This window comes from Flaviramulus aquimarinus (assembly GCF_039543205.1).
Classification (GTDB): Bacteria; Bacteroidota; Bacteroidia; order Flavobacteriales; family Flavobacteriaceae; genus Flaviramulus_B; species Flaviramulus_B aquimarinus.
In genome coordinates this window covers 438,448-463,574 of record NZ_BAABJH010000002.1, presented here as the reverse complement: position 1 = coordinate 463,574, position 25,127 = coordinate 438,448, and the positions used below count along the sequence as shown (strand labels likewise).

The following is a 25,127-nucleotide window of genomic DNA, read 5'->3' as shown; positions in this document are numbered from 1 at the left end:
ATGGGGAAAGTAACAGGTTTTAAAGAATTCGAAAGAAAAGATGAAGCATACAAGCCCGTAAAAGAGCGCGTAGAGCATTATAATGAATTTACAGTAACTTTAAGTGATAAAGACATTACAGAACAAGGGTCTCGCTGTATGGATTGCGGTATTCCATTTTGCCATAGTGGTTGTCCACTTGGGAATTTAATTCCAGATTTTAATCATATGGTACATCAAGGTGAATGGCAAAAAGCATCTTGGATACTACACTCTACCAATAATTTTCCGGAGTTTACAGGACGTTTGTGCCCAGCACCTTGTGAGCAAGCTTGCGTTTTGGGGATTATAGAAGACCCCGTTTCTATTGAAAATATTGAAAAAAATATTGTGGAGCGTGCCTTTAAAGAAGGCTGGATTAAACCACAACCACCAAAGAACAGAACAGGAAAAACCATTGCGGTAATTGGTTCTGGACCTGCTGGTTTAGCCACTGCGCAACAATTAAATAGAGCAGGCCATACCGTTACTGTTTTTGAAAGAGATGATGCTATTGGTGGATTATTACGCTATGGGATTCCTAATTTCAAAATGGAAAAAGGGATCATAGACCGTCGTGTAGCTATTTTAGAAGCAGAAGGCATTAGTTTTAAAGTAAATGCTAACGTAGGTGTTAATGTGTCTGTAGAAGAATTAAAAGCTTTTGATGCTATTGTTCTTTGTGGAGGTGCTACAGAAAGAAGAAGTTTACCAACACCAGGTATTGATGCCGATGGTGTGGTGCAAGCTATGGATTTTTTAACCCAACAAACTAAAGTGGTTTTTGGTAAAGAGGTAAAAGATCAAGTCCTTGCAACCGATAAACATGTTATTGTTATTGGAGGAGGTGATACAGGCTCAGATTGTATTGGAACATCAAACCGTCAAGGGGCCAAATCGGTCGTTAATTTTGAAATTATGCCAAAACCTCCTGGACATCGTTCTCCAACGACACCTTGGCCTTTCTGGCCATTACAGTTAAAAACATCATCATCCCATAAAGAGGGTGTTGAACGTAACTGGTTAATAAATACTAAAGAATTTGTAACCGACAAAAACGGGAAACTTACGGCGCTAAAAACAGTTAATGTTGAATGGGAAATGATTCCTGGTGAGCGTCCAAAATTAATAGAAATTGAAGGTACTGAAAAAACATGGCCGTGCGATTTGGCATTATTGGCACTTGGATTTACAGGACCTGAAAATACACTTGCGGATCAATTAGGATTGCAAAGAGATGCGCGTTCTAACTATAAAGCAGATTATGGTAAATACCAAACTAATGTGCCTAACATATTTACTGCTGGTGATATGCGTCGTGGACAATCATTAATTGTTTGGGCTATTTCAGAAGGTCGAGAAGCTGCACGTCAAGTCGATATTTACTTGATGGGCAAATCTGATTTGCCAACTAAAAACGCATCAGGTGATTTATTGGGTGTACATTAATACGTGTCAATATATATAATAAAAAATGTGAACTTTTTAGTTCGCATTTTTTTATGCTTATTTAATTCCTAAAAGCCTGTTAATGCTTTTAAAAACCCTTCTTTTTTATTTAAAGACACCTTAATTTTTGCACCATTGGACATGATAGCATAGGCTGGTTTGCCTCTAGTGTACTTTTTTACATACTTTAGGTTGACTAAATAGGATTGATCAACTCTATAGAAATTACAGTCTGTTAGTAAATCATCATATGATTTTAATGTTTTAGCACTCGTTATTTTTTCATGATCTATAGTAAAGATATCGGTATAATTTATATCGGATTGGCAATACAAAATTTCTGAAACTTCTAATACCCTAAAATCAGTAGCTGTATTAATAGTTATTCGTTTTTCAGCATTTTTCATTTTTAAATTGTGCATGAGTACATTAATGTTTTCTTCTAAATTTTTTAGAGTTGAACCATTTGTAACTCGTTTTACAGCCTCACCAAAATCATCTATATCAATAGGTTTTAACAAGTAATGTAATGCACTAAATTTAAAAGCTTTTGCTGCATATTTATTATGGGCGGTAGTAAATACAACTTGAAAATTAATATCCCGTATTTGTTCTAGATAATCAAACCCTGTTTGATTATCTATTTCAACATCTAAAAACACTAAATCTGGGTTTAAGATTTTAGTAGCAACTATGGCGTCAGTAACAGTTTTGTAGCAACCAATAACATTAAAAACAGTTTTATATTTTGATGTTAGCTTTATTATCGCATCAATACAATGTTGCTCATCGTCAACTATTATCGTTTTAATCATTTGTAAATTCTAATTCTAAAGGTAATGTAACTTCAACTCTTGTTCCGTTTTCTTTATCGATTATTTTTAAATTGGCATTGACGTTTTTTCTTTTATTTATAATATCTATTCTGTTTTTAGTGATTTTTATTCCTAAGGATTCTTTTTTAGAGGGATTGGACTTTCTAGACTTTTTCCTTCCTATACCATTATCATCAACGGAATATATAATCACATTTTTATTTTTTTTAACTTCAATAGATATAGTTCCGTTACCTTCCAATTTACTTATACCATGCCAGATACTATTTTCCACAAAAGGTTGAAGAATCATAGGTGGGATTAGTGTGTTTTTAGTATCTAGAGCATCGTCAATTTTTATGTCATAATTAAATCCTTGAGAAAATCTTTTTTTTTCAATATCTAAATAGGTTTTTAATAGTTCAATATCCTTTTCAAGCGATATTTCTTCTCTTTCTGAATTTTCTAAGGTATGACGCATTAACTTAGAAAACTTTGTTAAATAATTATTAGCAGCATCGGTATCATTATTCAAAATATAACTTCCAATAGAGTTTAATGAATTAAAGATAAAATGTGGATTCATTTGAGCTCTCAGAACCTTCAATTCGGTATTTGCCACTTTGGTCTTAAATTCGGCTTCTTTAGATTTTACAACCGCATCTTGCTTACGCCTGTATAATATAAATCCAATTATTGAAGCTAATACAATACCACTTCCAGCATAAATTGATGTATTTGTCATTAATTTTTGTCTGTTAATTTCTTCTTGAGCTAAAAGTTGTTTTTTATCAGCTTCAGCTTTTAAGCGATTTTTTTCTTGATTGTATTGATATTCTGCCTCTAATTTGGCTATTTTCTCTTTGTTTTGTAGAGACGCAAAACTATCATTAAGTTTTATATGCTTTTTATAGGCATTTAAAGCTTTTTCACTATTATTTTTGGTTTCATATATATGTGAAAGCGATTCCCATGCACTAGATTGCCATTCAATAGACCCCATTTCTTTTGACATATTTAAGGTGTTTTTAGCATAAATTTCTGCTTCATGATAATTGGACAGGGAAATGTTTACATTACATAAATTATTAAGTGTTAAAAGCTCAACATATTTGTCTCCTGTTTTCCTTGATAATTTATTGGCTTGCTGATAATATGTTAAAGCTTTAGAATAATCTTCATTTCTTTTATGACTAAGCCCAATATTTAATAATATACTAACAACATATTGTTGTATGTTTTCCTTTTTAGCCATAGCAAGGGCTTTTTCCAAAGTCTGAATGCCTTCTTTAATCCGAGTTTCCTTTTCCGTAAGTAATGTTCCAATATTAGTTAATGCTTGAATTTGATATTTTCTATTATTTAACTTTTTAGCTAATTCCAAGAATTTGTTATAATTATCCAAAGCTTGTTCAAATTCTCCAGAATCTGCATACACATTGGCCAAGTTGCCATATATAGTTAATTCAAAATCTTTAGCTTCTTTAATAGCGCTACTCTTTTTTAGAGCATCATACCAGACTTCAACGGCTTTTAAACTATTTCCTTCTCTATAATAAATCATTCCGCTTTGCCTTAATGATAAAGCTTTCCCTTTAATCCATTTAAGCTCAGATGAAATGTCTAATGCCTCATCTACTAAGCTACGGGCTTCGTTCAAATCTTTATGCCTCAATTTAAATGATGTAGTAAGGAGTAACCTAACTCTAACCGAATCTCTTTGTGTATTGTTTTCTAATAGAAGTATTAGAGAGTCTATTTCCTTTTGTGGTTGCGAAAAACTTAATGTTATAAAAAACACAGCAAGATAAAACAAGCTCATATCGAGACAAAAGGGTTTAGAATAATCCATATGTAATCAGTTTTTTATCACATTTCCACAAATAATAAATCAACACTAGCAAATAATAATCGCTTATAGTTTTTAGAGGGCTTTAAAACTAGGTTTATAACACAATTAATTAAAAATCCTAATAATTATGAAAGTGTTAGTCAAACTATTTTATTTGTCATTTTTTGCATTTAGCCTTGCAATAACATCTTGTACAGTAGAAGAAGATATCTTAACTGATGATTCTATTAATCCTATTTTAATAGATCCATCCGACCAAGATGCAAGCCCACCATTAGATCCTAATAATTAAACATCATACCTATTTTAGAACTAACTCATTTAATTTCTAAAATGGGTTAGTTTTATAACCTCTTCTTAATACGTATTTTCTCTATTCCCTTCTTTATATTTTGTGTAAATGGCGATTAATTGTGTTGTGTTTTTTGCTTCAATTTTATTAGTTAAATTTTTAATATGCGTTTCTACGGTTCTGCTACTAATAAATAGTTTGTCGGCAATTTCCTTTTGAGTAAAACCTTTTGAGAGCAGACCGATAACATCCTTTTCTCTATTGGAAATATCGAGCCACTTACCAATTTCTAACATCGATTTTATGTTTTTGTCAACATACTTTTCCCCTTTAGCAACGCACTCTAAAGCTTCTAATGTTTCTTCAATGCCTAATTGTTTATCTAAATACCCATCAACATCAATATCATTAATTAGAATTTCATAGTTGTCTATTTTTGCTTGTTGTGTAAGGATTATTATTTTAACCTTAGTATATAAGGCTTTTACTTTTTTTGCAATACTAAAGCCGTTATAGTCTTCAGATTCAAAATTAAGATCAAGTATTAATAAATCCACTTTTTCATGCTCTAAAACTGTCATGGCCTGTTTGTAATTGTGGGCAATCTTGATACTTTTTACATATTTAGGATATTGCTCTAATAAGGAGGCTAAGCCTTGAGAAAAAATTACAGAGTCATCCACTATTAATATATTTATTGCTGTTATCATGTTTCATTTTTTTTAAGTGGGAAACTGATATGCACTTCTGTCCCAGAGTCAACTTTTTGGATGTTACAAGACCCGTTTATAATCTCGCATCGTTGTTTAATGTTAAGTAGCCCAATGCCTTCTTTTGCATGATGTTCTATGCCAATACCATTATCTAAAAATACAAAATGTATATAATCTTTGCTATCTGTGTAACATGTTATGGTAAGTTTTGTAGCATGTGCATGTTTTTCAATATTATTTAAAACTTCTAGTAATATGCCATAAAAATTATTTTGAGTAGATAAGTTAAGATCATTAATGGCTTCCGGTAAGCTGTCTTCTAAATCAACAAAAATGTTTCCGTATAACTGAAACTCGGTTAATCTGGATTTTACAATATCTTTAAATTTTCGATTATTACCCATTTGCATTTCTAATGGATACAGACGATGTGAAACCACCCGTATTTGGCGATTAACATTTTTAATATCGGTTGTAATGCCATCTATTAATTCTGGTTTTTTTGATGTGGGCTTAAGTGCTAAAATCCTAAGTCTAAGTCCATCAAAATTAGTGGTAATAATATCGTGTAAATCTCTAGCTATTCGTTTTTTAATGGTTTCTTGGCTTTCATATATGGCTTCAAGCTTTTCTATTTTAGCACTTTGTATGGTAGCCTTTTGTTTTTGTGAAAAAAGATAATAGGTTACAATTAACAAGATCATTATTATAGCTAATATGATAAGTGTTAGGTTTTTGCTTTTAATGCTTTCATTTTTTTCTGCGAGCAGTAGTTGGGAATCCTTGTTAATTAAGTTTAGTTTTAGGATTTCATTTTCCTTTTTTTCATAATCAAATCGTGCTTGTAAATTTTGAACAATTTCTGTTTGTTCAATATCATAAACAGTTTCATAAAGCGTAGAATATTTTAATTGATACGCTAAAGCCATTTTATAGTTTTTCTTTTTTTGATGATACTCAACTTCACTTTCATAATAATTGAGTATAGCAATATTGTCTGAAACAGAAGGTACTAACAAAGCAGCCTTATCTATATAATATTTAGCTTTAGGCAGATTATTGCGTTCCAAAAATAAACTTATCATGCCATTATAATTATATAATAGCGATAAGGTGTCTTTTAAAGATGTATTAATTTCAATAGATTCTTTAAGAGATTTATTCGCTAAATCTATATCTCCAGTTTTTTTATAAGTATTAGCCAAATTACTCAAAGCAATAGCGTATTGTCCATTCTTTTCCTTAGTAAAACTTAGTGCTTTTTGAAAATTAACCATTGCAGAATCTACAAGGTTTAAGTTGCCATACACATTTGCCATATTAGAATAACACCTTCCAATACCTTGAGGATTATTGAGTTTTTTATGCAACTTTAAGGCTTGTTTATGATAGTTTAAAGCTTGATAATAATTTTTTAAACGATTTTGGATATTAGCAATAGTTGTACATACATAGGCCAATTTGTTTTCATTTTTTAAACGGGTAAAGCCATTATAAGCCTCGATTAAATACAGTAAAGCTTTGTCGTATAATTGTACTTCTTTATAAACAATGCCGGCACTTAAAAAAACGTTGTAAGCTGATTTGTCTTGTTCTAATGTTTTATATAAGTTAAGGCTTTTTTCTAAATATAGCAGTGTACTATCTTGTTGGTTTAGTTTTCTTTTTACTAGGAATAAATTAAAATATAAATCAGCTGCTGTTTTAGAAATACTATCTAAACGCAATCCTTTTTGATATCTGTTTTCGGAAATATCATATTGTGCTATTCTATAATATTGTACTCCTGTTTTTTTATATAAAGTAGCCTGTTGCTCTTTATCTTTTTTATCTAAAGCTATGGCTAATGCTAGTTCATAAGGCGCTAAAGCAGCAGTGTATTGTTTTAATTTATTTAGGCTATCTCCTTTTGTTATTTGTATGTCAATAACATCTTTTTTGTTTTGCCCAGATAAAAAATTAAAAAATAATATAAAAAAAAGAATACCTAAAAGGTGTTTCATAAACTAAACGGGTTACCGCACAACAAGATATAAAAAATATCAAGTTTAAAAATGGGCAATTATAAAAATACGGGAATTTACGGATTGTGCTTCTTATGTAGTTATAGTAATATTGATATCAGAAATCGAGCTAGACACAGGATTTCAACTTGCCTCCCCAAAATCTTCCGTTTTACTGCTTTTCTTATTGTTTTGCAGATTGTTATTAACGCATTAAATCAAGCGCAATGGAATACCCGTAACCTGTAAATGGATTAGTTGTACAGGAAATGATTATAGGGTGTTACACAAAAAATATAAACATATGAAAGTAAAAAAAAGACTTGTACTTTTTTTAATACTCATTTTTTGTGGTAAAGGTTTTTCTCAAGAAAACGTAAACACCATAGCTATTAAATATAAAAGGAGTTCTCTCCACACGCTCATGATATCTGATGATACTAGAGAGCATAGTAAAGCCATACAAGATATTTTTATTAATGCTCCATTAATTGATAAGTTTAATAATCATATTGTTGATCTTAGAATGATTCCTAAAACAGATTCTGTTTTTGTTTACACGCCACCTGTTGATACACCAAAAAAGAGTGGGCTTTTATCAAAAATATCAGAAGAGTTAAATATGAATAGTAATAAAGAGGAAAAAGAATATCAGTATTTAGCAGCTCTAAACTATTTAAACACAAATAATATAGCAAAAACCATGGTTTCTAAATGGTTTAACAGAAGTGAATTAGGAGGGTTCAATATGGATTTAATTGCAGCACGCGGTTTTTATAATGCTTCAGATTTAGATGTTAAAATAGCCAATAATAGTGAACGGGGTACTGCACTGTTAGCAGACGCAGGCGAAGCATTAATTAAAAACACATTTGTAATTGTAAACGATTTTAATTACACCAATAAAGAGGAGGTTGCAAAAAAAGCAAAAGGCATTCTTGGTAATGTTACATCTGTAGCTTCTCAATATGGTAATTCAAATATAGCGCTTGCAGCAGAAGGTACCTCAGAGGTTATAGGCGTTGTAGGTAAAGGGTATGTTATTAAAACTAGGGCCCATTTATACAAACTTATTTGGAATGATGAAGTTGCCTCTATCTTTTACAATGATTTTTGGAATCAAGATAGTAACATAGATTTAGAAAAGAAAAAAGCCTATGATGAAACCGATATTTTTAAACTGGAGTATATAGGCACCGAAACCTCATGGGCAGATATACAAAGCACAACCTTAACAACAAAAACCAACGAAGATTTAATAAGCAACGCTACAATAAAGGCTATTGATAATGTTATTGCCAAACTACAAAGAAAACATGAAGTGTTCAGGACCAAAACACCACTTATAAGTTCAGAGCCCTTAGCGGCCAAAATAGGTTTAAAAGAAGGTTTGGAAAAAGGTGATAAGTATGAAGTTTTAGAGCAAATGCTTGATGAAAATGGAATTGCAAAATTTAAACGCCTAGGTGTTATTAAAGTAGAAAAAGATCTGATATGGGACAATAGATTTAATGCCGATGAAGAAAATCAATCCAATATAAAGTATACAACATTTAGTGGTGGTAAGAAAAAATACTTTGCAGGCATGCTTATTAGACAAATTAATTAATAGAATCTTAAATAATCTAAATATGAACTTAAAAAACATTTTAGTGTTAGTTGTATTACTAGTCATGGGAACTCATGCTAACGCCCAATGGAAAAAAAACAAAGCCAATGAAGACACCAAAATATGGCGATATGATTTGGAATGCGAAGGTATTGCTAAACTAGGATCTAAATTGGTTAAGGTATGGTCCTATTCAAAAAACCCTAAGCATGCTATATCTAGATCGATGAAGAATGCCGTGCATGGTATTATTTTTAAAGGCTATGCTGGAGGAGGACAAGGTTGTACTTCATTTAGTCCTATGGTAAAATCTGCTGAAACAGAAGGTGAGTTCCAAGAATTTTTTGATGCTTTTTTTGCAGATGGGGGCGAGTATCTTAAATATGTATCAGCTGCTACAGATGGAAGTATAGCAGCGGGAGATCGCTTAAAAATCAGTAAACGCGAATATAAAATTGGTGTTGTTGTTAATATTCAAGCCGATCAATTAAGAAAACGCCTTGAAAGAGAAGGTATCGTTAGAAGCTTAACATCTGGGTTTTGATAAATTAAAAATTAAATCATTATGAAAAAACATTTACAATTAGTCCTTTCATTAAGTTACCTACTAATAGCCACAGTTGCCTATAGCCAAGCCAAAAAACCAACACTTATGGTAGTGCCTAGTGACGCTTGGTGTATTAAAAATGGATATGTTCTAAATTTTAATGACCAAGGTACCATGGTTAAAATACCAGACTATCAAAAGGCATTTCAGGAAGATACTGATGTGCTTTTGGTTATTAGCCAGATAAACGGAATGATGGCCGACAGAGGTTTTCCACTTAAAAATATGGAATCTGCTATTAAAACCTTAAAATCTAATTCGGCAGAAGACAATTTAAGAACTTCTAAAAATACGGGTAGCGGAATAAACGAGAGCCCTATTGATGCTCTAAAAAAAGTAGCAAAAGCAGATATTATCATGCAGCTTACTTGGGTTGTTAATAAGATGGGACCCAAAAAATCGATAACCTTTAACCTACAAGGCATTGATGCGTATACCGATAAGCAAATAGCAACGGCTGCTGGTACTGGCGCTCAATCTTTTTCTGCTGAATTACCTGTTTTACTATCAGAAGCAGTTTTGTCGCACATGGATAAATTTACGGAACGCTTACAAGCACATTTTGATGATATGTTTGAAAACGGCAGGGAAATTATTATTCGAATTCAAAAATGGGATGATTGGGATGGTGACTTAGAAACCGAATATGGAGATGACGACGAAGAACTCGGTTATATTATCGAAGATTGGTTAGCCGATAACACAGTAAAAGGCAGGTTTAGCACTACGGATATTACTGATAATATGGCCTTGTTTGAACAAGTGAGAATACCACTTTACAATGAAAAAAATAGAGCCATAGATGCTAGACGTTATACTAACGGACTTAGCAAATATTTAAAAAATGCACCTTTTAATATACCTAACAAATTAGTTATGAAAGGTCTGGGTAGAGCCACTATAATTTTAGGCGGTAAATAATTAAAAATCAAAAAGGATGAAAAAAATAATATACTGCGTAATGCTAATTAGTTCAATAACACTAGTTGCACAAGACGATATTAATTACGACGGCATTTTTATTGGGGCGTATGTGCCTCTTCAAATTGAATCCATTCCTCAATCTGCAAAAAAAATGTTAGGGAATAAGCTAACTCAAATGATAACCAATAAAGGTATTGGTGATAACAGTTTTAATTCTCGTTTTATCATAACGCCTAATGTAATGGTATTAAGTAAAGATATAGTAGCAAGCGCACCACCTAAAATTGCTCTAAACTTAGAAGTTACATTTTATATAGGAGATGGTATTGAAAGCACTGTTTTTGGAAGCGAAACTATAAATGTAAAAGGCGTTGGAACAAACGAAAACAAAGCATATATAGCAGCTATAAGACAAATAAAACCTAGAAACCCTATACTTCAAGACTTTGTAAAAAAAGGAAAAGAACGAGTTATAGAATATTACAATGCAAATTGCAATTTAGTGCTTAAAAAAGCGGATGCTTTAAGTGCTCAAAATAAGTATAACGAAGCTTTAGCTACTTTGGCTAGTGTTCCCCAAGTCAGTACTTGTTTTGATAAAGTTAAAAACAAAATAAATCCTATTTATATTAAAGCTATAAATATTAGCTGTAAACGTAAACTGAATGAAGCTAGTAGTATTTGGGCCGCAAATCAAGATTTAAATGCTGCAAATGAAGCAGGAGCCATTCTAGCAACTATTGAACCACAAGCCACCTGTTTTGAAGATGTAAAAACACTATACCAAAATATAGCAGAACGCATTAAAGCCAAAGAACTTATAGAAGGAAAATGGCAATATAAACTTATAGAATTAGATGTTGAAAAATCCAGAATTCAAGCCGCAAGAGATATAGGTGTTGCTTATGGTTTAAATCAAAAACCAACTTACAATATAAGGGGGTGGTATTAAAATATTAACCTTTAATTATTTCAACAAATATTTTTTTTAAATAGCTATTAATTAATTTTTTAAAATCAAAAACAATGAAAAGAACAAAACTATTATTTCTAAAAACAGCAGTATTATGCACTGCTTTATTGTTAACATCTGTTTTACAAGCCAAAACTTGGCGTGTAAATAATCAATCTAACTATAATGGTACAAGTTTGTTCGGAGATAATTATGGAGGTACACCAAGTTTTCCCGTATTTAGTGAAATTAATGAAGCCGTTGCATACCCCAATGTAGTGGATGGAGATATTTTACATATCGAAGGGTCACCATTAAGATACAATGATGCGACTATTACAAAACAATTAGTAATTATTGGCCCTGGCTATTTTTTAACTGAAAACCCAAAAGTTTCCAACAACACCTATGATGCTATAATAGGTCGGATAAACTTTAATTCTGGTTCTGAGTTCTCTCAAGTTATTGGAATGAACGTAATTGTTAGTGGAACAAATAGTACACATGGAGTAATCTATATATATGTAAATGATATAACTGTTAAGCGTTGTAGAATTGAAAAGTCTATTTATTTAGAAACCCTGTTGGCAAGTGTTTATGTTCTTCAAAACTTTTTCCCCAATACGTATAATACCAATGCTTTAATAACTGCTTCTAATAGTGCTTATGTTGCCCCTCAAGACATTGTGTTTAACAATAATATTTGTCAAAAAAAATTAATACTGACAGGTGGATTTTGGGGAGTAGGAGCCTCGATAATGGAATGTAATAACAACATTTTTGATGGTCTGGCAAATGAATTGAATTTGGAATTCAATACAGGTTCGTTTCAAAATAATATTCTAAAAGCAGCTGGTATTACTGCCAACATAAATAGTGGCACTAATAATAACGTACAGTATAATACGGTTTCCAACTCAAGTGTATTTTCAGGAACAACAGGCAACCTTTGGGCACCAAGTATGGCTTTGCTATTTGTTGATAGTGGTACTACAGATGGTCGCTATCAATTACAGCCAGGTTCTACATATAACGATCCAGGAAGTGACGGTGCAGAGCGTGGTGCATTTGGAGGTACAGTAGTCACTAACCGTTATAACCTTTCTGGTCTTGGTGCTATTCCAGTTGTTTACGATGTAACCACAACGGGAGTGTCTGAACCAGGAACAGGGCTATCAGTTACTGTTAAAGCAAGAACCAATAATTAATATGGTTATGAAACGGATTATTTTAACAGCCATTTTTATGGCTATAACAATAAGCATTCATGCCCAACCCAATACTGTACAAGTAGAATATTTTTTAGATGTAGATAGTGGTGTTGGACTGAATACGATTCTAAATATTGCATCACCCGATGTAGATATAACTGAAACCATTTTAGCAGATATTCCTTCTAATACGTCTATTGGTTATCACAAACTCTATATCCGGGCAAAAGATGCTAGTGATAATTGGAGTCAAACAATTAGAAAGAATATTGAAATATTTGCTCCCGTTGTTGAAAACAATATAGTTATGGGTGAGTATTTTATTGACCAAGATCTAGAGGTAGGAACAGCAAATACTTTTACTATCAATCCAGAGGAAGGAGATATTGAACAAGCGTTTACTGCCGAAATACTGGCTAATACGCCTCTTGGCTATCACAAACTATATGGTAGGGTAAAAGATTCCTATGGAAATTGGAGTCATACCTTCAGAAAAAACATAGAAGTATATGAAAACCCTGTAACCAATATTGTAGAAATAGAATACTTTTTTGATGATGATTCCGATTTGGAATTCGGGAATAATGCTATAGTTAACATAGGTGCGCCAGAAGCAGAAGGCACTTGGAGTTTTAATGTGCCATATCCAGCAGGAAATTATAGTTTTGACGATGTACTTTTTGTAAGAGTGAAGGATTCAAACGATAACTGGTCCATTACAACTATTCTTGATGAAATAGGAATCTTAAGCACTGAAGAGCATTTGCTTAAATCAACGGTTATTTATCCGAACCCTTTTCAAGAAAACATAAAAATAGCTTCGACTCAAAATTTATCAATTGAAGCCATCACAATTTATGATACTTTAGGAAAAATGGTTTATAAGAGTGATACAAATTCAACCCATTTAAATTTAGGGTTTTTACCTCAAGGGATGTATTTTTTAAAGCTTTCATCAAATCAAGGCAAAGCCTCTTTCAAAATCATAAAGAAGTAAGTTGCTATTCCTAGCTATTGTCTGCTATAGTCGGGAATAATAAAAATGCGAACTGAAAAGTTCGCATTTTTTATATCATATTTTAAGATTAAATTGCACTAAGCATTTCGCATAAACTCCTCAGCTTTTTCAACCATATTTTTGCTTCCGCAAATAAACGGCACACGTTGGTGTAATTCTGTAGGCTCGATATCCATAATTCTTGTAAACCCATCACAGGCTTTTCCGTTGGCTTGTTCTGCTAAATAGGCCATAGGATTACATTCATAAAGTAAACGTAGTTTTCCATTAGGATTTTTTGAACTCTGCGGATATAAATATATACCCCCCTTAATCATATTTCTATGAAAATCAGATACTAGTGATCCTATGTATCGTGACGTATAAGGTCTGTCTTCTTCTTCTCTTTGACAATATTTAATATAATTTTTAATGCCTTGGGGAAAGTGAATATAGTTTCCTTCATTAACCGAATAAATATTTCCATCCTCTGGAAATTGCATGTCTGGATGCGATAAATAAAACGACCCTATGGCTGGGTTTAATGTAAATCCGTTAACACCATGCCCAGTTGTATAAACCAACATGGTAGATGTTCCATAAACCACATAGCCTGCCGCAACTTGCTCACTTCCTTTTTGTAAAAAATCTTTAAGAGTTACTGGTGTCCCAATAGGTGTTACTCGTCGATAAATAGAAAAAATAGTACCTACAGAAACGTTAACATCAATATTCGAAGACCCATCTAAAGGGTCAATTAAAACAATATATTTATTTTGGTGGTTTTCGTCTTGGCTATTAATGGCTATAAAATCTTCTTCTTCTTCACTAGCAATTCCGCAAACAATATTTCTTTTGGTAAGCGTTTGGATAAACTTTTCATTGGCATAAACATCTAGTTTTTGCTGATCTTCACCTTGAATATTAGTGTCTCCAACAGCACCTATAATATCTACTAACCCCGCTTTGTTAACTTCATGGTTTACTACTTTAGCTGCTAATCGAATTGAATTTAAAAGGCTTGATAACTCGCCTGATGAAAATTTAAATGATGATTGGTTTTCAATAATAAACTCTCCTAAAGTTTGCTTTTTATGCGACATAAAAATGTTTGTTATAATTTGTGCAAATATCTATAATTTTTAACTAACTACATCGTTTTCGTCAAAGATAAATGCTATTAAATAATGAACTTTGAACTATATTTGACTTAATTATAAATTACTATGAGCTTTACAATTAGAAATGCAAAAAAAGAGGATATGCCTCAAGTACTTGATTTAATTAAAGAATTAGCTGTTTTTGAAAAAGAACCTGATTCCGTTGAGGTTACAGTTAAGGATTTAGAGAACGATGGTTTTGGTGAGCATCCAGCATTTCATTGTTTTGTAGCCGAAGGCCATTCAAAAATTGAAGGTATTGCTTTAATTTATAATCGCTATTCTACTTGGAAAGGTAAAATTTTACACTTAGAAGATTTAATAGTCAGTCAATCCATGCGAGGTTCAGGAATAGGTACGGCGCTTTTAGATGAAGTTATTAAATATGCACATAATTTAGGCGTTAAACGTATCAATTGGGAAGTGTTGGATTGGAATGAACCAGCCATTGCCTTTTATGAAAAAAAAGGAGCAAATGTTATGCGAGATTGGGATGTGGTTCAGTTAAGCGAAACAGGCATTAAAAATTATATAGCAAAATTATAATATGCAAGTATTTAAGTTTGGGGGTGCTTCTGTAAAAGATGCCGATGGTGTAAAAAATTTAGCTTCGGTTTTAAAAAAGGTAGGTTATAAAAACACTTTAGTTGTGGTTTCTGCTATGGGAAAAACAACGAATGCTTTAGAAGGCGTAATCAAAAATTATTTTGAAAATAAATCTGAATTGCAAAGCGCGCTTCAAGAAGTTAAAAAATACCATAATGAAATTTTGTTTGACTTATTTGATTCCGATAGCTATCAGAATGAAAACCATCCATCTTTTAAAAAAGTAGCTGCTTTTTTTGATGAACTAAGCCGCTTTTTTAAAACCAATAAATCGCCCGATTACAATTATGTGTATGATCAAACAATAGGCTATGGGGAACTCGTATCTACAACAATTATTAGTGAATATTTAAATTCTATAGGCATAAAAAATAATTGGATTGATGTCCGTAATCAAATAAAAACAGATAGCTATTACAGACGTGCCAATGTAAACTGGAGCGATACCAAACGCTTAATCGAGTCTAATTTTAATACCTCAGTTTTAAACATTACTCAAGGGTTTTTAGGCAGTGATGCCAATAATTTTACCACCACTCTTGGTAGAGAGGGTAGTGATTATACAGCAGCCATTTATGCATATTGTTTAAATGCAGAATGTGTAACGATTTGGAAAGATGTTTCTGGAGTTTTAAATGCTGATCCACGGTATTTTGAAAATGCACAATTGCTAAACAATATATCCTATAGAGAAGCTATAGAATTAGCTTTTTATGGTGCCTCCGTGATTCATCCAAAAACCTTGCAGCCTTTGCAGAGAAAAGAAATTCCATTATATGTCAAATCTTTTTTAAACCCAGAATTGCCAGGTACTAAAATTGGTAAAAACGTAACTTTAGATCCTATGGTGCCTTGTTTTATTGTAAAAAAGAATCAAGCCCTGATCTCACTATCATCATTGGATTTTTCATATATAGTTGAAGAAAACATCAGCGAGATTTTCAATCTATTACATTTATATAAAATGAAGGTAGATGTTATCCAAAACTCAGCTATAAGTTTTTCGGTTTGCATAGACAATATTTACAATAACCTAGACAAATTGTTACACCATTTGAAGGCAAAATTTAAAGTTACATGCATTGAAAATGTATCACTTTACACTATCCGACATTACGATCAAAATGCTATAAATCAAATTGAAACAGGTAAAACCGTGCTGTTAAAACAATTAACTCAAGAAACCGTTCAAGTAGTAACAAGTAGCAACTAAATAGTTTATTTAGTACATTTACACTCATGACCAAACGACAAGACACCGGGTTAGTAACGGCCAAAGAAGTTGCCAAAGCCATACAGCTAGATAAATATGGCTTTATAGGAACTTTTATAGGTTGGATTTTAATGAAGGTCCTTAAAATATCTACGCTTAATAGAATATATAATCGCCATAAACATCTTAAAGAATTACCTTTTTTAGATGGTATTTTAGATGATTTTCAAATAAAATTTGAAATTCCGGAAGAAGATTTAAAACGCTTGCCAAAAAAGGGTGCATATATTACTATTTCAAACCATCCGCTTGGAGGAATTGATGGTATTTTACTTTTAAAATTAATGCTAGAGCAACGTAAAGATTTTAAAATAATCGCTAATTTTTTATTGCATAGAATTGAGCCTTTAAAAGCATTCATTATGCCTGTAAATCCGTTTGAGGACAGAAAAGATGTAAAGTCAAGTCTTACAGGGTTTAAAAATTCAATTTTGCATTTAAGAGGCGGACACCCATTGGGTATTTTTCCTGCTGGGGAAGTGTCCACATATCGCGATGGAAAATTAGTAGTTGATAGACCTTGGGAAGAAGCCGCCATGAAATTGGTTAAAAAGGCAGAAGTGCCGGTAGTTCCCATTTATTTTCATGCTAAAAACAGTAAGTTGTTTTATAAGCTTTCAAAACTAAGTGATACGTTTAGAACGGCAAAATTGCCGTCAGAATTACTCACCCAAAAACGACGTACCATAAAGGTTAGAATTGGAAAACCTATTTCGGTAAATGACCAAAAAGAACATGGAACACTTGAAGAATTTACGGAATTTTTAAGGCGAAAAACATATATGTTGTCTCATGCTTTTGAAGATAAACCAAAAATATTAGATAATATTTCAACTACATTAAAAACGCCAAAAGCACCTAAAAATATTGTCACACCTGTTGATAATGGGGTCATGATTGAAGAAGTTAAAGCGCTTAGAAAAGATGGTTCTAGGCTTTTGGAGAGTAAAAACTATGAGGTGTTTTTGGCACAAGCCAGTAAAATGCCCAATATTCTTAGAGAAATAGGGCGTTTGCGTGAAATTACGTTTCGAGAAGTTGGTGAAGGAACCAATGAAGCGATAGATTTAGATACATTTGACAATTATTACCACCATATGTTTTTGTGGGATAATGAAAAGAATGTACTGGCTGGCGCCTATAGAATGGGTTTAGGCTCTAAGATTTTTGAACAATATGGTATCGATGGGTTTTACTTGCAAGATTTATTTAGATTTGAGCCGGAACTCTATAAAATGATGAGTGAGTCTATTGAAATGGGTCGTGCTTTCATTATCAACGAATACCAACAAAAACCAATGCCTTTATTTTTACTTTGGAAGGGTATTGTACACACGACTTTAAGACATCCTGAACACAAGTATTTAATAGGCGGTGTAAGTATTAGTAATCAGTTTTCAAATTTCTCAAAATCATTGATGGTTGAGTTTATGAAATCGCATTACTACGACCCTTATATAGCGCAATACGTGCACCCTAAAAAAGAGTTTAAAGTCAAATTAAAAGACGCCGATAAAGATTTTGTTTTTGATGAAGCCGAGGCAGATTTAAACAAATTTGATAAATTTATAGATGAAATAGAGCCAGGCGCTTTACGCTTACCTGTGCTACTAAAAAAATACATTAAACAAAATGCGCGCCTAGTTGCTTTTAATGTCGATCCTTTATTTAATAACTCTGTTGATGGATTGATGTACATTCGCATAGCCGACTTACCTGAAAGTACTGTAAAACCAGTAATGGAAGAGTTTCAAGCAGAATTGGAACGTAAGTTTATGGAGAATAATGAAAGTTAATTTCTTGTATGAATTTGTTTAATCGAAAAGAATTCCCCGATGCTAGCGTCGGGCTTTCCGCTGAACTTGTCATTCCCGTGAAAACGGAAATCTAAATAACAGAATTTCGATTTTTTGACCATAAGGTCAAAATAAAACCAGCAAAATACATCTGTGGCTTGCCTTGAGGGCTGTTGGTTTCAAGGAATTCTTTTATTCCTCTTAATAAGGGGAAAACTAGCCTTTTATATTTTGATATATTTATAGTATGTGTAGAGGTTTTGTTTGTTTAAATTTTTGTTTGCAAAAACTCAAAAAGTAATACTTTTCCTTAATATAATTATAGGTAATCCGTAAAATGAAAATTCTTTAAAAATCTGTGGGAAAAAGTTGCTAATTATGTTTTTTTTTTTTCATATTTGTATAGTTCAAAGCAAATTTATTGTTTAGTCTATACAAAAAAGATGTTAAGAACAAATTGAGTACTCTATAGCTAGCGCTAGTTTTTTATTAATGCAAATACAGTTTTAGACTGCTGTATTTTTCATAGACTGACTAACCACAACCAATAACCACATAGACTTTTATAGACTGCATAGACAAAAAACGTTTAGGTTATTTGTATGCAGTGTTATTGCGCTTTGTAAATAACAGCTTTATTTACAGGGTAAAAACAGCTATTGCTAATTTTTAACCTATTTAATATTAACAACATGAAAACATTAACATTATTTTTCTTTATTGTATTTACAACACTATGTACTGTTAACGCTCAAATAACCAAAGGCAATTGGATGGTTGGAGGTGATGCTAGTCTTAATATTGATAAATCAGAAGGGACTAGTAGCAGTGGTTTTACTTCAACAACTAAAGCTTTCTCCTTACGTGTTACCCCTAACATAGGCTATTTTATCATTGATAAATTTGCTGTAGGTGTTAGTCCGTTCTTGGGTTTATCTAATCCTGATGGAGCAAATAACAATGTAACGAATTATGGTATTGGTCCTTTTATGAGATACTATTTTCTGAAAACAGAAAACAGAATCAATTTGTTTGCTCATACTAGTTATTTTTTAGCTAAAACCAAGAATCAGTCAGGGGCATCAGGGGATTTAAAGTCGTTTGAATTCAAAATGGGTCCTGTATTATATTTTAACAGCAGCGTTGGTTTAGAGTTAACTTTAAGTTATAAAAACGACAACCAAAACTCTAGTTCTGGCAGTGAAATCATATTTGATAGAATAAGCTTTAACATAGGTTTTCAAATACATTTAGAAAAGTAATTTTTGATGTTCTAAACATTAAAAATTATGAATATTAAAACAACTTTTACAATCATATGTCTTTTAATTTTAACAAAATCATTTAGTCAAATAACTTTAGAATTAGATCAAATTCAATTAAATAGCCAAACTACAATCCAAAATTGCAATACTGTTGATTTTGGTTTAACGGCTAATAATAATTTGGTGTTTTATTATACTTTGGAGAAACCACAAAATCAGGCAGTTTCTGAGGGAGAGATTCGTGTTAAGCTAAAATATAGTAGTAATGTGAATGCAAACACTAAAACATCGGCCACTATAGCATCATCACTCTGGAATGATTCAGAAATGTATTCAAGTACTATTACAACAGATATACAGGCAAGTGAAATCCAAGTTTCTGGAAGTACAGTCTTTCTAGAGTTTGTAACAGGAGGGGGCTTTTATTATAGCTGTGAATACCCATTAATTAAAACACAAATACCAACATTTGAATTAGATGATGATTCTTATACTATATCTTGTGGTTCTACAAGTTCGAGAACATTTACCGTAAACAATGTTTATAACTCACCTGGTACATTAAGTTATAGCTGGAATGTAGGTTCTGGATGGAAACGTAATGGTAGCCCTGTAAGTGGTAGCTTTACAACCACTACTAATAGTATTACTTTAGAGCCAAACTCACCAAACTCTTTACCATCAAATGTAAGTGTAACCACAAGTTTAAATGGTGTTGCTTACCCTACTAAAACGGCTACAGTAACAAGGGGTGGTTACAATCCTGTCTACCAAATTACTGGTAGTAATCAATTATGTTCAACGGCTACATACTCTGTAAACAATTTACCTGCTGGTACGACATTAAGTTCTTGGACGTCTTCACATCCTGCCGTTGCTACCATGACCACAAATAGTAAAAATAAAGGTGTTTTAACCGCTGTTGGTAATGGTATTATTACGGTTTCAGCAACTTTAACAAATGCTTGTGGGCAAACGGCAATAATAACAAAAAACAATATTGGAGTAGGCTCGCCAACTGTTAACAACCATGGTATAAATGGTGGCAGTAGTAGCGTGTATGTAAACAGTGTTTCCTATTTGTCTGCTAGTCCTGTGTCGGGTATTAGCTCTTATTATTGGTGGATTACCCCTGCTGGTGGTTGTAGTGCAGGTTCAGGACCTACTATAAATAATGTGAATCCGTACACATCTTCTAGTACATCCGTTCAAGTAAATTGGGGGGCTTGCCCAGGAACATATTCTGTGGTTTGTTGGGCAGAAAATGATTGTGGTACAACATCTATTGGGCAAAAGTTTGTAACGGTTAAAAGTTTAAACGAACCATGCAATAATAACTTTTCATTACGGGTTTCTCCAAATCCAAATAAAGGGAAAGAGATTGGTGTTACTGTAAATTTAGTGCCCAATCCAGAGCCTTGCCCTACTAATGCTTTATTGAGTACAGAAGTAAAAAAATATCATGTTGAGGTTTATGACTTTTATGGTATGAAAAAGTTTTCTGGCAATTATAAATCAGAAAAAATGTCTCTTGGTAACCTAAGATTAAAAAAAGGAACTTACTTTGTTAAAGTAACCTCTTCTGGTGGTATTAATGAAAGTAAAACATTAATAATAGATTAATAGTTGATTTTCTTTTTTGGATATATAAAGCCCTTTATTTTTTAGTATAAAGGGCTTTATATATCTACCTTAAACTAGAAAATACAAACTTCATTTCTGTTGCTATTTCTAAACTCCTGTTCAAATATGTTTCTGCCTGTTGAGGTGTGCCGTCAGATTTTTTTGGATCTTCATAAGTTATGGCTATACGGGTATCGCATCCAAAAACCATAGGACAACCTTTGTCTGCTGATGAGCAAGTCATAATAGCTGCAAATTCTGAAGCAGGGTTAAAGTCATCACTAAACTGTTTCGAAAACGCTATAACAGCAGGGTCATTTTCTGAAAACTTAATACTATAAACAGGATTGTCTTCTTCTGAAAGCTTGATAATCTGAAACCCTTGATTAGCTAAAGTTTCTCCTACTTTTGGAAACATAGCCGTAGCTTCAGTCCCTCCGGAATAGCATGAAACTTTGCTGACGTTATAACGTGTCGCCATGGTTTGCGCCCATATTTGTGACAAATGACTGCGGCGTGAGTTATGTGTGCAAATAAAATTTAAACGAATAGGCGAGTCCGTTTTAACCTTATCTTTTATATAGCTTATTAAAGGATTTAGTATCGCTTTTCTTTCTTCTGAAATTTCAGTGATTTCTAGTGTATTTATAGTATTAGAAATAGTTTCAAACATTATTTTATTATTAATAATTATGTATCAATTAACAACAACCTGAACTTGGTGAGCAACAAGCTTCTGCTTTTTCAACTTCTTTTTCAGGAACGCCACAAAGCTCTTTTGCTTTACAGTCGGTTTTTTCGATGGCTAATTTAACGATTAATTGGTCGCCTTGTATTTCAAAATCGTTAACAAATAGTTGTGCCGTATGAAAGCTTGCATTGCTATACTCTAATTTTAATTCAGAATCTAAAGTATAAGGTTTCATAGTGCCTACTTTTTTAAGTATGGCCAATGCTTTATAAACGGTCATATATTCTGTTTTGTCCAATTCGTTTGGGCTCTCCCAAAGTTGTACAATGGTTTCTTTCCATGCATCAGTTTGCGAGCCACAATCAACAGAATCAATTGTAAGATGCTTTACTTCTGTAATATGATAATTAGCACCAACTAATAAATCTGGAGCATATTCAAACAATAAAGATTTGTTTTTATGCTGTTCGAGTACGTAAAAAAATTCTTGTGTTTTCATGATTTTTAAAATTTTTATTCACTTGAGTGAAATAATTAATTGTCTTTAAAGATTAACAACAATTGGATTTAGTGGTATTAAAAAATATGTTTAATTGCTTTTGAATGGCAGTCCAACGTTTAATATTTATACAGTAGCACATACGTTTTCCTTCAACTTCACCTTTAAGCAAACCAATACTTTTAAGCTCTTTGAGATGTTGTGATATTGTGGCTTGTGCCAACCCGATTTCTTCAACTAAGTCATTACAAATGCATGCATTCTGTTTACTAATATATTGTAATATTGCTACACGTGCTGGATGCCCCAACACTTTAAAGAATTGTGCCAAATCGTTTTGTTGTTCTGTAAATATTTGTGTTTTGGTAATACCCATTTTATTATTTATATATTGCAATATTACGATGTTAATTTTTAATAAAAAAGTCAAAATGTATTTTTTTTGACTTTTTTATTACCTAAAAAGAATTTATAACTAGGAACTCATTTAAACTTTTTTGTTTAAATGAGTTCCACTATATTAAAACCAAGGTTTTTTTCCTGCTTGATATGTATTATAAAACTCTTCGTCAGATTTAGTAAGGTAGATTATACCTTCTACTAATCCAATAACACCAGGAATCCATACAAATAATATTCCTATACCAACACAAGACAATAAAATACCTACTAATGTAGCTCCTAAAAGTATGCCTCCTTCTTTATTATATCCTAAAATAAATTTATGCACACCTAGTCCTCCTAATAATATTCCTAAAATGCCTGCTAGTATTTTTTTATTTTCATTAGAAGCGAATGCTTCTTTAGCACTATCTGCAAACTCAGAAGCAGATTCTTTGGCTTCACTTGCAAAACCTTTAGCTTTTTCTTTAGCATCACCTGCTAATTCTGTTGCTTTTTCACTTACTTTATCGGCAGCTTTTTTTGCACCATCTTTAGCATCGTCTAACATATCATTTAGATCGTCGCTTAAATTTTTTTCATCAGACATAATTTTATAATATTTCGGTTAGGATATAAAGGTACTAAAAAAACGAATTAATTTTTATAATGCTTATTAACAAATAGTTATAGTATTAATGCTTATCCAAAAGTTTTTTTAGAAAGCCTTTTGCTTTTTTAGATACTTCTGTAAATTTTTCTTTGGTTTCTACGACTAGTTCTTCTAGTTTTTCATTGGCATCATCAGTTAATTCTGTTGCTTTTTTAACAGCTTTATCGAGCTGTTCTTCAGTATCTTCTGTATATGTTTTTGCTGCAATTTTAGCCTTTTCAAAAGTCTCTTTTGCTTCATCACTAAACTTATCTACTTTTTCTTTAGCTAAGCCTGTGAAATCTTCTAGTTTTTCATGGGTTTCACTAGCTAATGTACTCGTTTTTTCCTTTACATTATAATAAGCCTCTATTGCTTCAACTTTTAATTTATCAACGGTATCATTAAATTTTGCTTTATGATCATAGGTTCCTCCTTCTATCACCTCAGCTTGATATACCATATCGTTTTCGGAAGTTTTATTTGTTTCTTTTGGCATAGTGCATGTGTTTTAATTATAGGACTATGAAATTTAAATAATGTTACAAAATAGGATTATCTAAATAACATGATAAGACCTCCAATAGCAGTTATAATGAGTATAAATCTTCTGTAATTTACATTGGAAATGAGTTTAACAATATAGGCGCCTAGAAAAAAACCAATAATAACTGTTGGAATTAAAACTGAATTTAAAATAAGGGTTTCTTTGGTAACTGTTTTCCAAACAAAAATATGAAAGGGGAGTTTAAATACATTAATTATAAAGAATAGCCAAGCTGCGGTACCTATAAATTCATTTTTAGGAAAACGCATGGCTAAGAAATAAATATTAGAAATTGGGCCTGCAAGGTTGCCAATCATGGTTGTAAATCCAGCTAGAAATCCAGTTAAGGTTGAAAATAATTTATGGGTCGGCACTTTATTGGACTTTCTTTGTTCGGTATAAAACATAATGAGTACTGAAACAATAATTATGATTGCCATGAGTCTTTTAAAAATGACTTCAGAAATATCATTACCAATCCAAACCCCAACTAAAACGCCAACAATCATCCATGGGATTAGTTTTTTTATAATTCCCCAATGCGCATGCCTGTTATAATAAATAACTGCAAAAATATCTGCACAAATTAGCATAGGAAGCAGGATGCCCGTTGACGCTTTTTCGCCAAAAACAAAAGCCAGTATAACTACGATAATGATACCGATTCCTTTAATACCAGATTTGGATAAGCCCAATAAAAAAACTGCAAATCCAATAGCGATCCATTGTATTGCAGTTAAATGATAGGATTGAAGGGTTTCTAAATAAGTCAATAGTTGGTTGTATTGAAAATATTAGAAACTAATTTACAAAAAAGCGGTATCTATAGGTTCCCAAAGCTCAATTTTATTACCATCGTTATCTAAAATTCATCCAAATTTGCCATATTCGTATTCTTCACCTTCACCAACTATAGTTACGGCCTCTTCTTTTAAAACTTTAAGTAGTTCATGTAAATTCTCAGCACGATAATTAAATATGAAGCCCTTTTTTGAAGGCTCATAATATTTGATATCCTGAGGAAATGGACTCCACTACGTTGAGCAATCATGTCCTTGTTTATCTTTCTACCAAAAAGTACAGCTGTAATCGTTGGTATTAAATCCTAAATGTTTTTTGCACCAATCTTTTGATGCTTTAGGGTCTTTGGTTTTAAAAATAAGCCTGCAATTCCTGTTACTCGGCGTTTCAT

24 protein-coding genes and 1 pseudogene are annotated in these 25,127 nt (G+C 32.2%); 13 read left to right on the top strand and 12 right to left on the bottom strand.

Annotation, left to right across the window (positions count from 1 at the left end; translation table 11 throughout):
• Entirely contained in the window at positions 1–1,467 is a 1,467-nt protein-coding gene (locus ABD941_RS10385) for a glutamate synthase subunit beta (RefSeq protein ID WP_345274066.1), read from the top strand.
• 68 nt (positions 1,468–1,535) lie between these two features.
• Here the strand turns inward: ABD941_RS10385 and ABD941_RS10380 are convergent, their stop codons facing one another.
• Both ABD941_RS10380 and ABD941_RS10375 read right to left on the bottom strand, forming a co-directional pair.
• Positions 1,536–2,282, bottom strand: coding sequence for a LytR/AlgR family response regulator transcription factor (locus ABD941_RS10380; protein WP_345274065.1), 747 nt, complete (start codon positions 2,280–2,282; stop codon positions 1,536–1,538).
• A complete protein-coding gene (locus ABD941_RS10375) occupies positions 2,275–4,134 on the bottom strand; it encodes a tetratricopeptide repeat protein (protein WP_345274064.1) in 1,860 nt (619 codons plus the stop codon). Before ABD941_RS10375 ends, ABD941_RS10380 begins: the two co-directional genes overlap by 8 nt.
• 127 nt (positions 4,135–4,261) lie before the next feature.
• Between ABD941_RS10375 and ABD941_RS10370 the strand changes: the two genes are divergently transcribed.
• A complete protein-coding gene (locus ABD941_RS10370) occupies positions 4,262–4,426 on the top strand; it encodes a hypothetical protein (protein WP_345274063.1) in 165 nt (54 codons plus the stop codon).
• 65 nt (positions 4,427–4,491) lie between these two features.
• On the opposite strand, the gene ABD941_RS10365 is transcribed toward ABD941_RS10370, so the two are convergent.
• Both ABD941_RS10365 and ABD941_RS10360 read right to left on the bottom strand, forming a co-directional pair.
• A complete protein-coding gene (locus ABD941_RS10365) occupies positions 4,492–5,136 on the bottom strand; it encodes a response regulator transcription factor (RefSeq protein WP_345274062.1) in 645 nt (214 codons plus the stop codon).
• Positions 5,133–7,142: a tetratricopeptide repeat-containing sensor histidine kinase gene (locus ABD941_RS10360; RefSeq protein WP_345274061.1), complete on the bottom strand. Its 2,010-nt coding sequence runs from the start codon at positions 7,140–7,142 to the stop codon at positions 5,133–5,135. Before ABD941_RS10360 ends, ABD941_RS10365 begins: the two co-directional genes overlap by 4 nt.
• Positions 7,143–7,446: 304 nt before the next feature.
• On the opposite strand from ABD941_RS10360, the gene ABD941_RS10355 reads away from it, so the two are divergent.
• The 6 genes from ABD941_RS10355 (at position 7,447) to ABD941_RS10330 (ending at position 13,442) form a co-directional block, all read left to right on the top strand.
• The gene (locus ABD941_RS10355; protein ID WP_345274060.1) at positions 7,447–8,751 is read left to right on the top strand and encodes a hypothetical protein; all 1,305 of its coding nucleotides are present in this window, start codon (positions 7,447–7,449) and stop codon (positions 8,749–8,751) included.
• 22 nt (positions 8,752–8,773) lie between these two features.
• Positions 8,774–9,295 (top strand): hypothetical protein, encoded by a 522-nt coding sequence (locus ABD941_RS10350; protein WP_345274059.1) that lies wholly within the window; start codon positions 8,774–8,776, stop codon positions 9,293–9,295.
• A 21-nt stretch (positions 9,296–9,316) separates the two neighbouring features.
• Positions 9,317–10,279 carry a DUF6175 family protein gene (locus ABD941_RS10345; protein WP_345274058.1) on the top strand — a complete coding sequence of 321 codons (963 nt, stop codon included), beginning with the start codon at positions 9,317–9,319 and terminating at the stop codon, positions 10,277–10,279.
• A 16-nt stretch (positions 10,280–10,295) separates the two neighbouring features.
• Entirely contained in the window at positions 10,296–11,234 is a 939-nt protein-coding gene (locus ABD941_RS10340) for a hypothetical protein (protein ID WP_345274057.1), read from the top strand.
• A gap of 74 nt (positions 11,235–11,308) precedes the next feature.
• Positions 11,309–12,442, top strand: a complete 1,134-nt coding sequence (locus ABD941_RS10335; protein ID WP_345274056.1) for a hypothetical protein — start codon at positions 11,309–11,311, stop codon at positions 12,440–12,442.
• A 7-nt stretch (positions 12,443–12,449) separates the two neighbouring features.
• Positions 12,450–13,442: a T9SS type A sorting domain-containing protein gene (locus ABD941_RS10330; protein WP_345274055.1), complete on the top strand. Its 993-nt coding sequence runs from the start codon at positions 12,450–12,452 to the stop codon at positions 13,440–13,442.
• Positions 13,443–13,540: 98 nt separating this feature from the next.
• Here ABD941_RS10330 and fbp read toward each other — a convergent pair whose 3' ends face one another.
• Entirely contained in the window at positions 13,541–14,545 is a 1,005-nt protein-coding gene (gene fbp / locus ABD941_RS10325) for a class 1 fructose-bisphosphatase (RefSeq protein WP_345274054.1), read from the bottom strand.
• A gap of 123 nt (positions 14,546–14,668) precedes the next feature.
• On the opposite strand from fbp, the gene ABD941_RS10320 reads away from it, so the two are divergent.
• The 5 genes from ABD941_RS10320 (at position 14,669) to ABD941_RS10300 (ending at position 21,165) form a co-directional block, all read left to right on the top strand.
• The gene (locus ABD941_RS10320; RefSeq protein ID WP_345274053.1) at positions 14,669–15,148 is read left to right on the top strand and encodes a GNAT family N-acetyltransferase; all 480 of its coding nucleotides are present in this window, start codon (positions 14,669–14,671) and stop codon (positions 15,146–15,148) included.
• 1 nt (position 15,149) lies between these two features.
• A complete protein-coding gene (locus ABD941_RS10315) occupies positions 15,150–16,421 on the top strand; it encodes an aspartate kinase (RefSeq protein ID WP_345274052.1) in 1,272 nt (423 codons plus the stop codon).
• 26 nt (positions 16,422–16,447) lie between these two features.
• Positions 16,448–18,277: a GNAT family N-acyltransferase gene (locus ABD941_RS10310; protein WP_345274051.1), complete on the top strand. Its 1,830-nt coding sequence runs from the start codon at positions 16,448–16,450 to the stop codon at positions 18,275–18,277.
• 692 nt (positions 18,278–18,969) lie between these two features.
• Positions 18,970–19,539: a hypothetical protein gene (locus ABD941_RS10305; protein ID WP_345274050.1), complete on the top strand. Its 570-nt coding sequence runs from the start codon at positions 18,970–18,972 to the stop codon at positions 19,537–19,539.
• A gap of 27 nt (positions 19,540–19,566) precedes the next feature.
• Positions 19,567–21,165 carry a T9SS type A sorting domain-containing protein gene (locus ABD941_RS10300; protein ID WP_345274049.1) on the top strand — a complete coding sequence of 533 codons (1,599 nt, stop codon included), beginning with the start codon at positions 19,567–19,569 and terminating at the stop codon, positions 21,163–21,165.
• 64 nt (positions 21,166–21,229) lie between these two features.
• Here the strand turns inward: ABD941_RS10300 and ABD941_RS10295 are convergent, their stop codons facing one another.
• The 7 genes and pseudogenes from ABD941_RS10295 to ABD941_RS10265 form a co-directional block, all read right to left on the bottom strand.
• Positions 21,230–21,838 (bottom strand): arsenate-mycothiol transferase ArsC, encoded by a 609-nt coding sequence (locus ABD941_RS10295; protein WP_345274048.1) that lies wholly within the window; start codon positions 21,836–21,838, stop codon positions 21,230–21,232.
• Between the two features lie 28 nt (positions 21,839–21,866).
• Positions 21,867–22,355 (bottom strand): DUF6428 family protein, encoded by a 489-nt coding sequence (locus tag ABD941_RS10290; RefSeq protein ID WP_345274047.1) that lies wholly within the window; start codon positions 22,353–22,355, stop codon positions 21,867–21,869.
• A gap of 52 nt (positions 22,356–22,407) precedes the next feature.
• On the bottom strand, positions 22,408–22,731 hold the full coding sequence (locus ABD941_RS10285; protein WP_345274046.1) for an ArsR/SmtB family transcription factor: 324 nt from the start codon (positions 22,729–22,731) through the stop codon (positions 22,408–22,410).
• A gap of 144 nt (positions 22,732–22,875) precedes the next feature.
• Positions 22,876–23,346 carry an NINE protein gene (locus ABD941_RS10280; RefSeq protein WP_345274045.1) on the bottom strand — a complete coding sequence of 157 codons (471 nt, stop codon included), beginning with the start codon at positions 23,344–23,346 and terminating at the stop codon, positions 22,876–22,878.
• A gap of 85 nt (positions 23,347–23,431) precedes the next feature.
• The gene (locus tag ABD941_RS10275; protein ID WP_345274044.1) at positions 23,432–23,887 is read right to left on the bottom strand and encodes a hypothetical protein; all 456 of its coding nucleotides are present in this window, start codon (positions 23,885–23,887) and stop codon (positions 23,432–23,434) included.
• A gap of 56 nt (positions 23,888–23,943) precedes the next feature.
• Positions 23,944–24,708, bottom strand: a complete 765-nt coding sequence (locus ABD941_RS10270) for a sulfite exporter TauE/SafE family protein (protein WP_345274043.1) — start codon at positions 24,706–24,708, stop codon at positions 23,944–23,946.
• 33 nt (positions 24,709–24,741) lie between these two features.
• Positions 24,742–25,127: pseudogene (locus tag ABD941_RS10265) on the bottom strand (VOC family protein).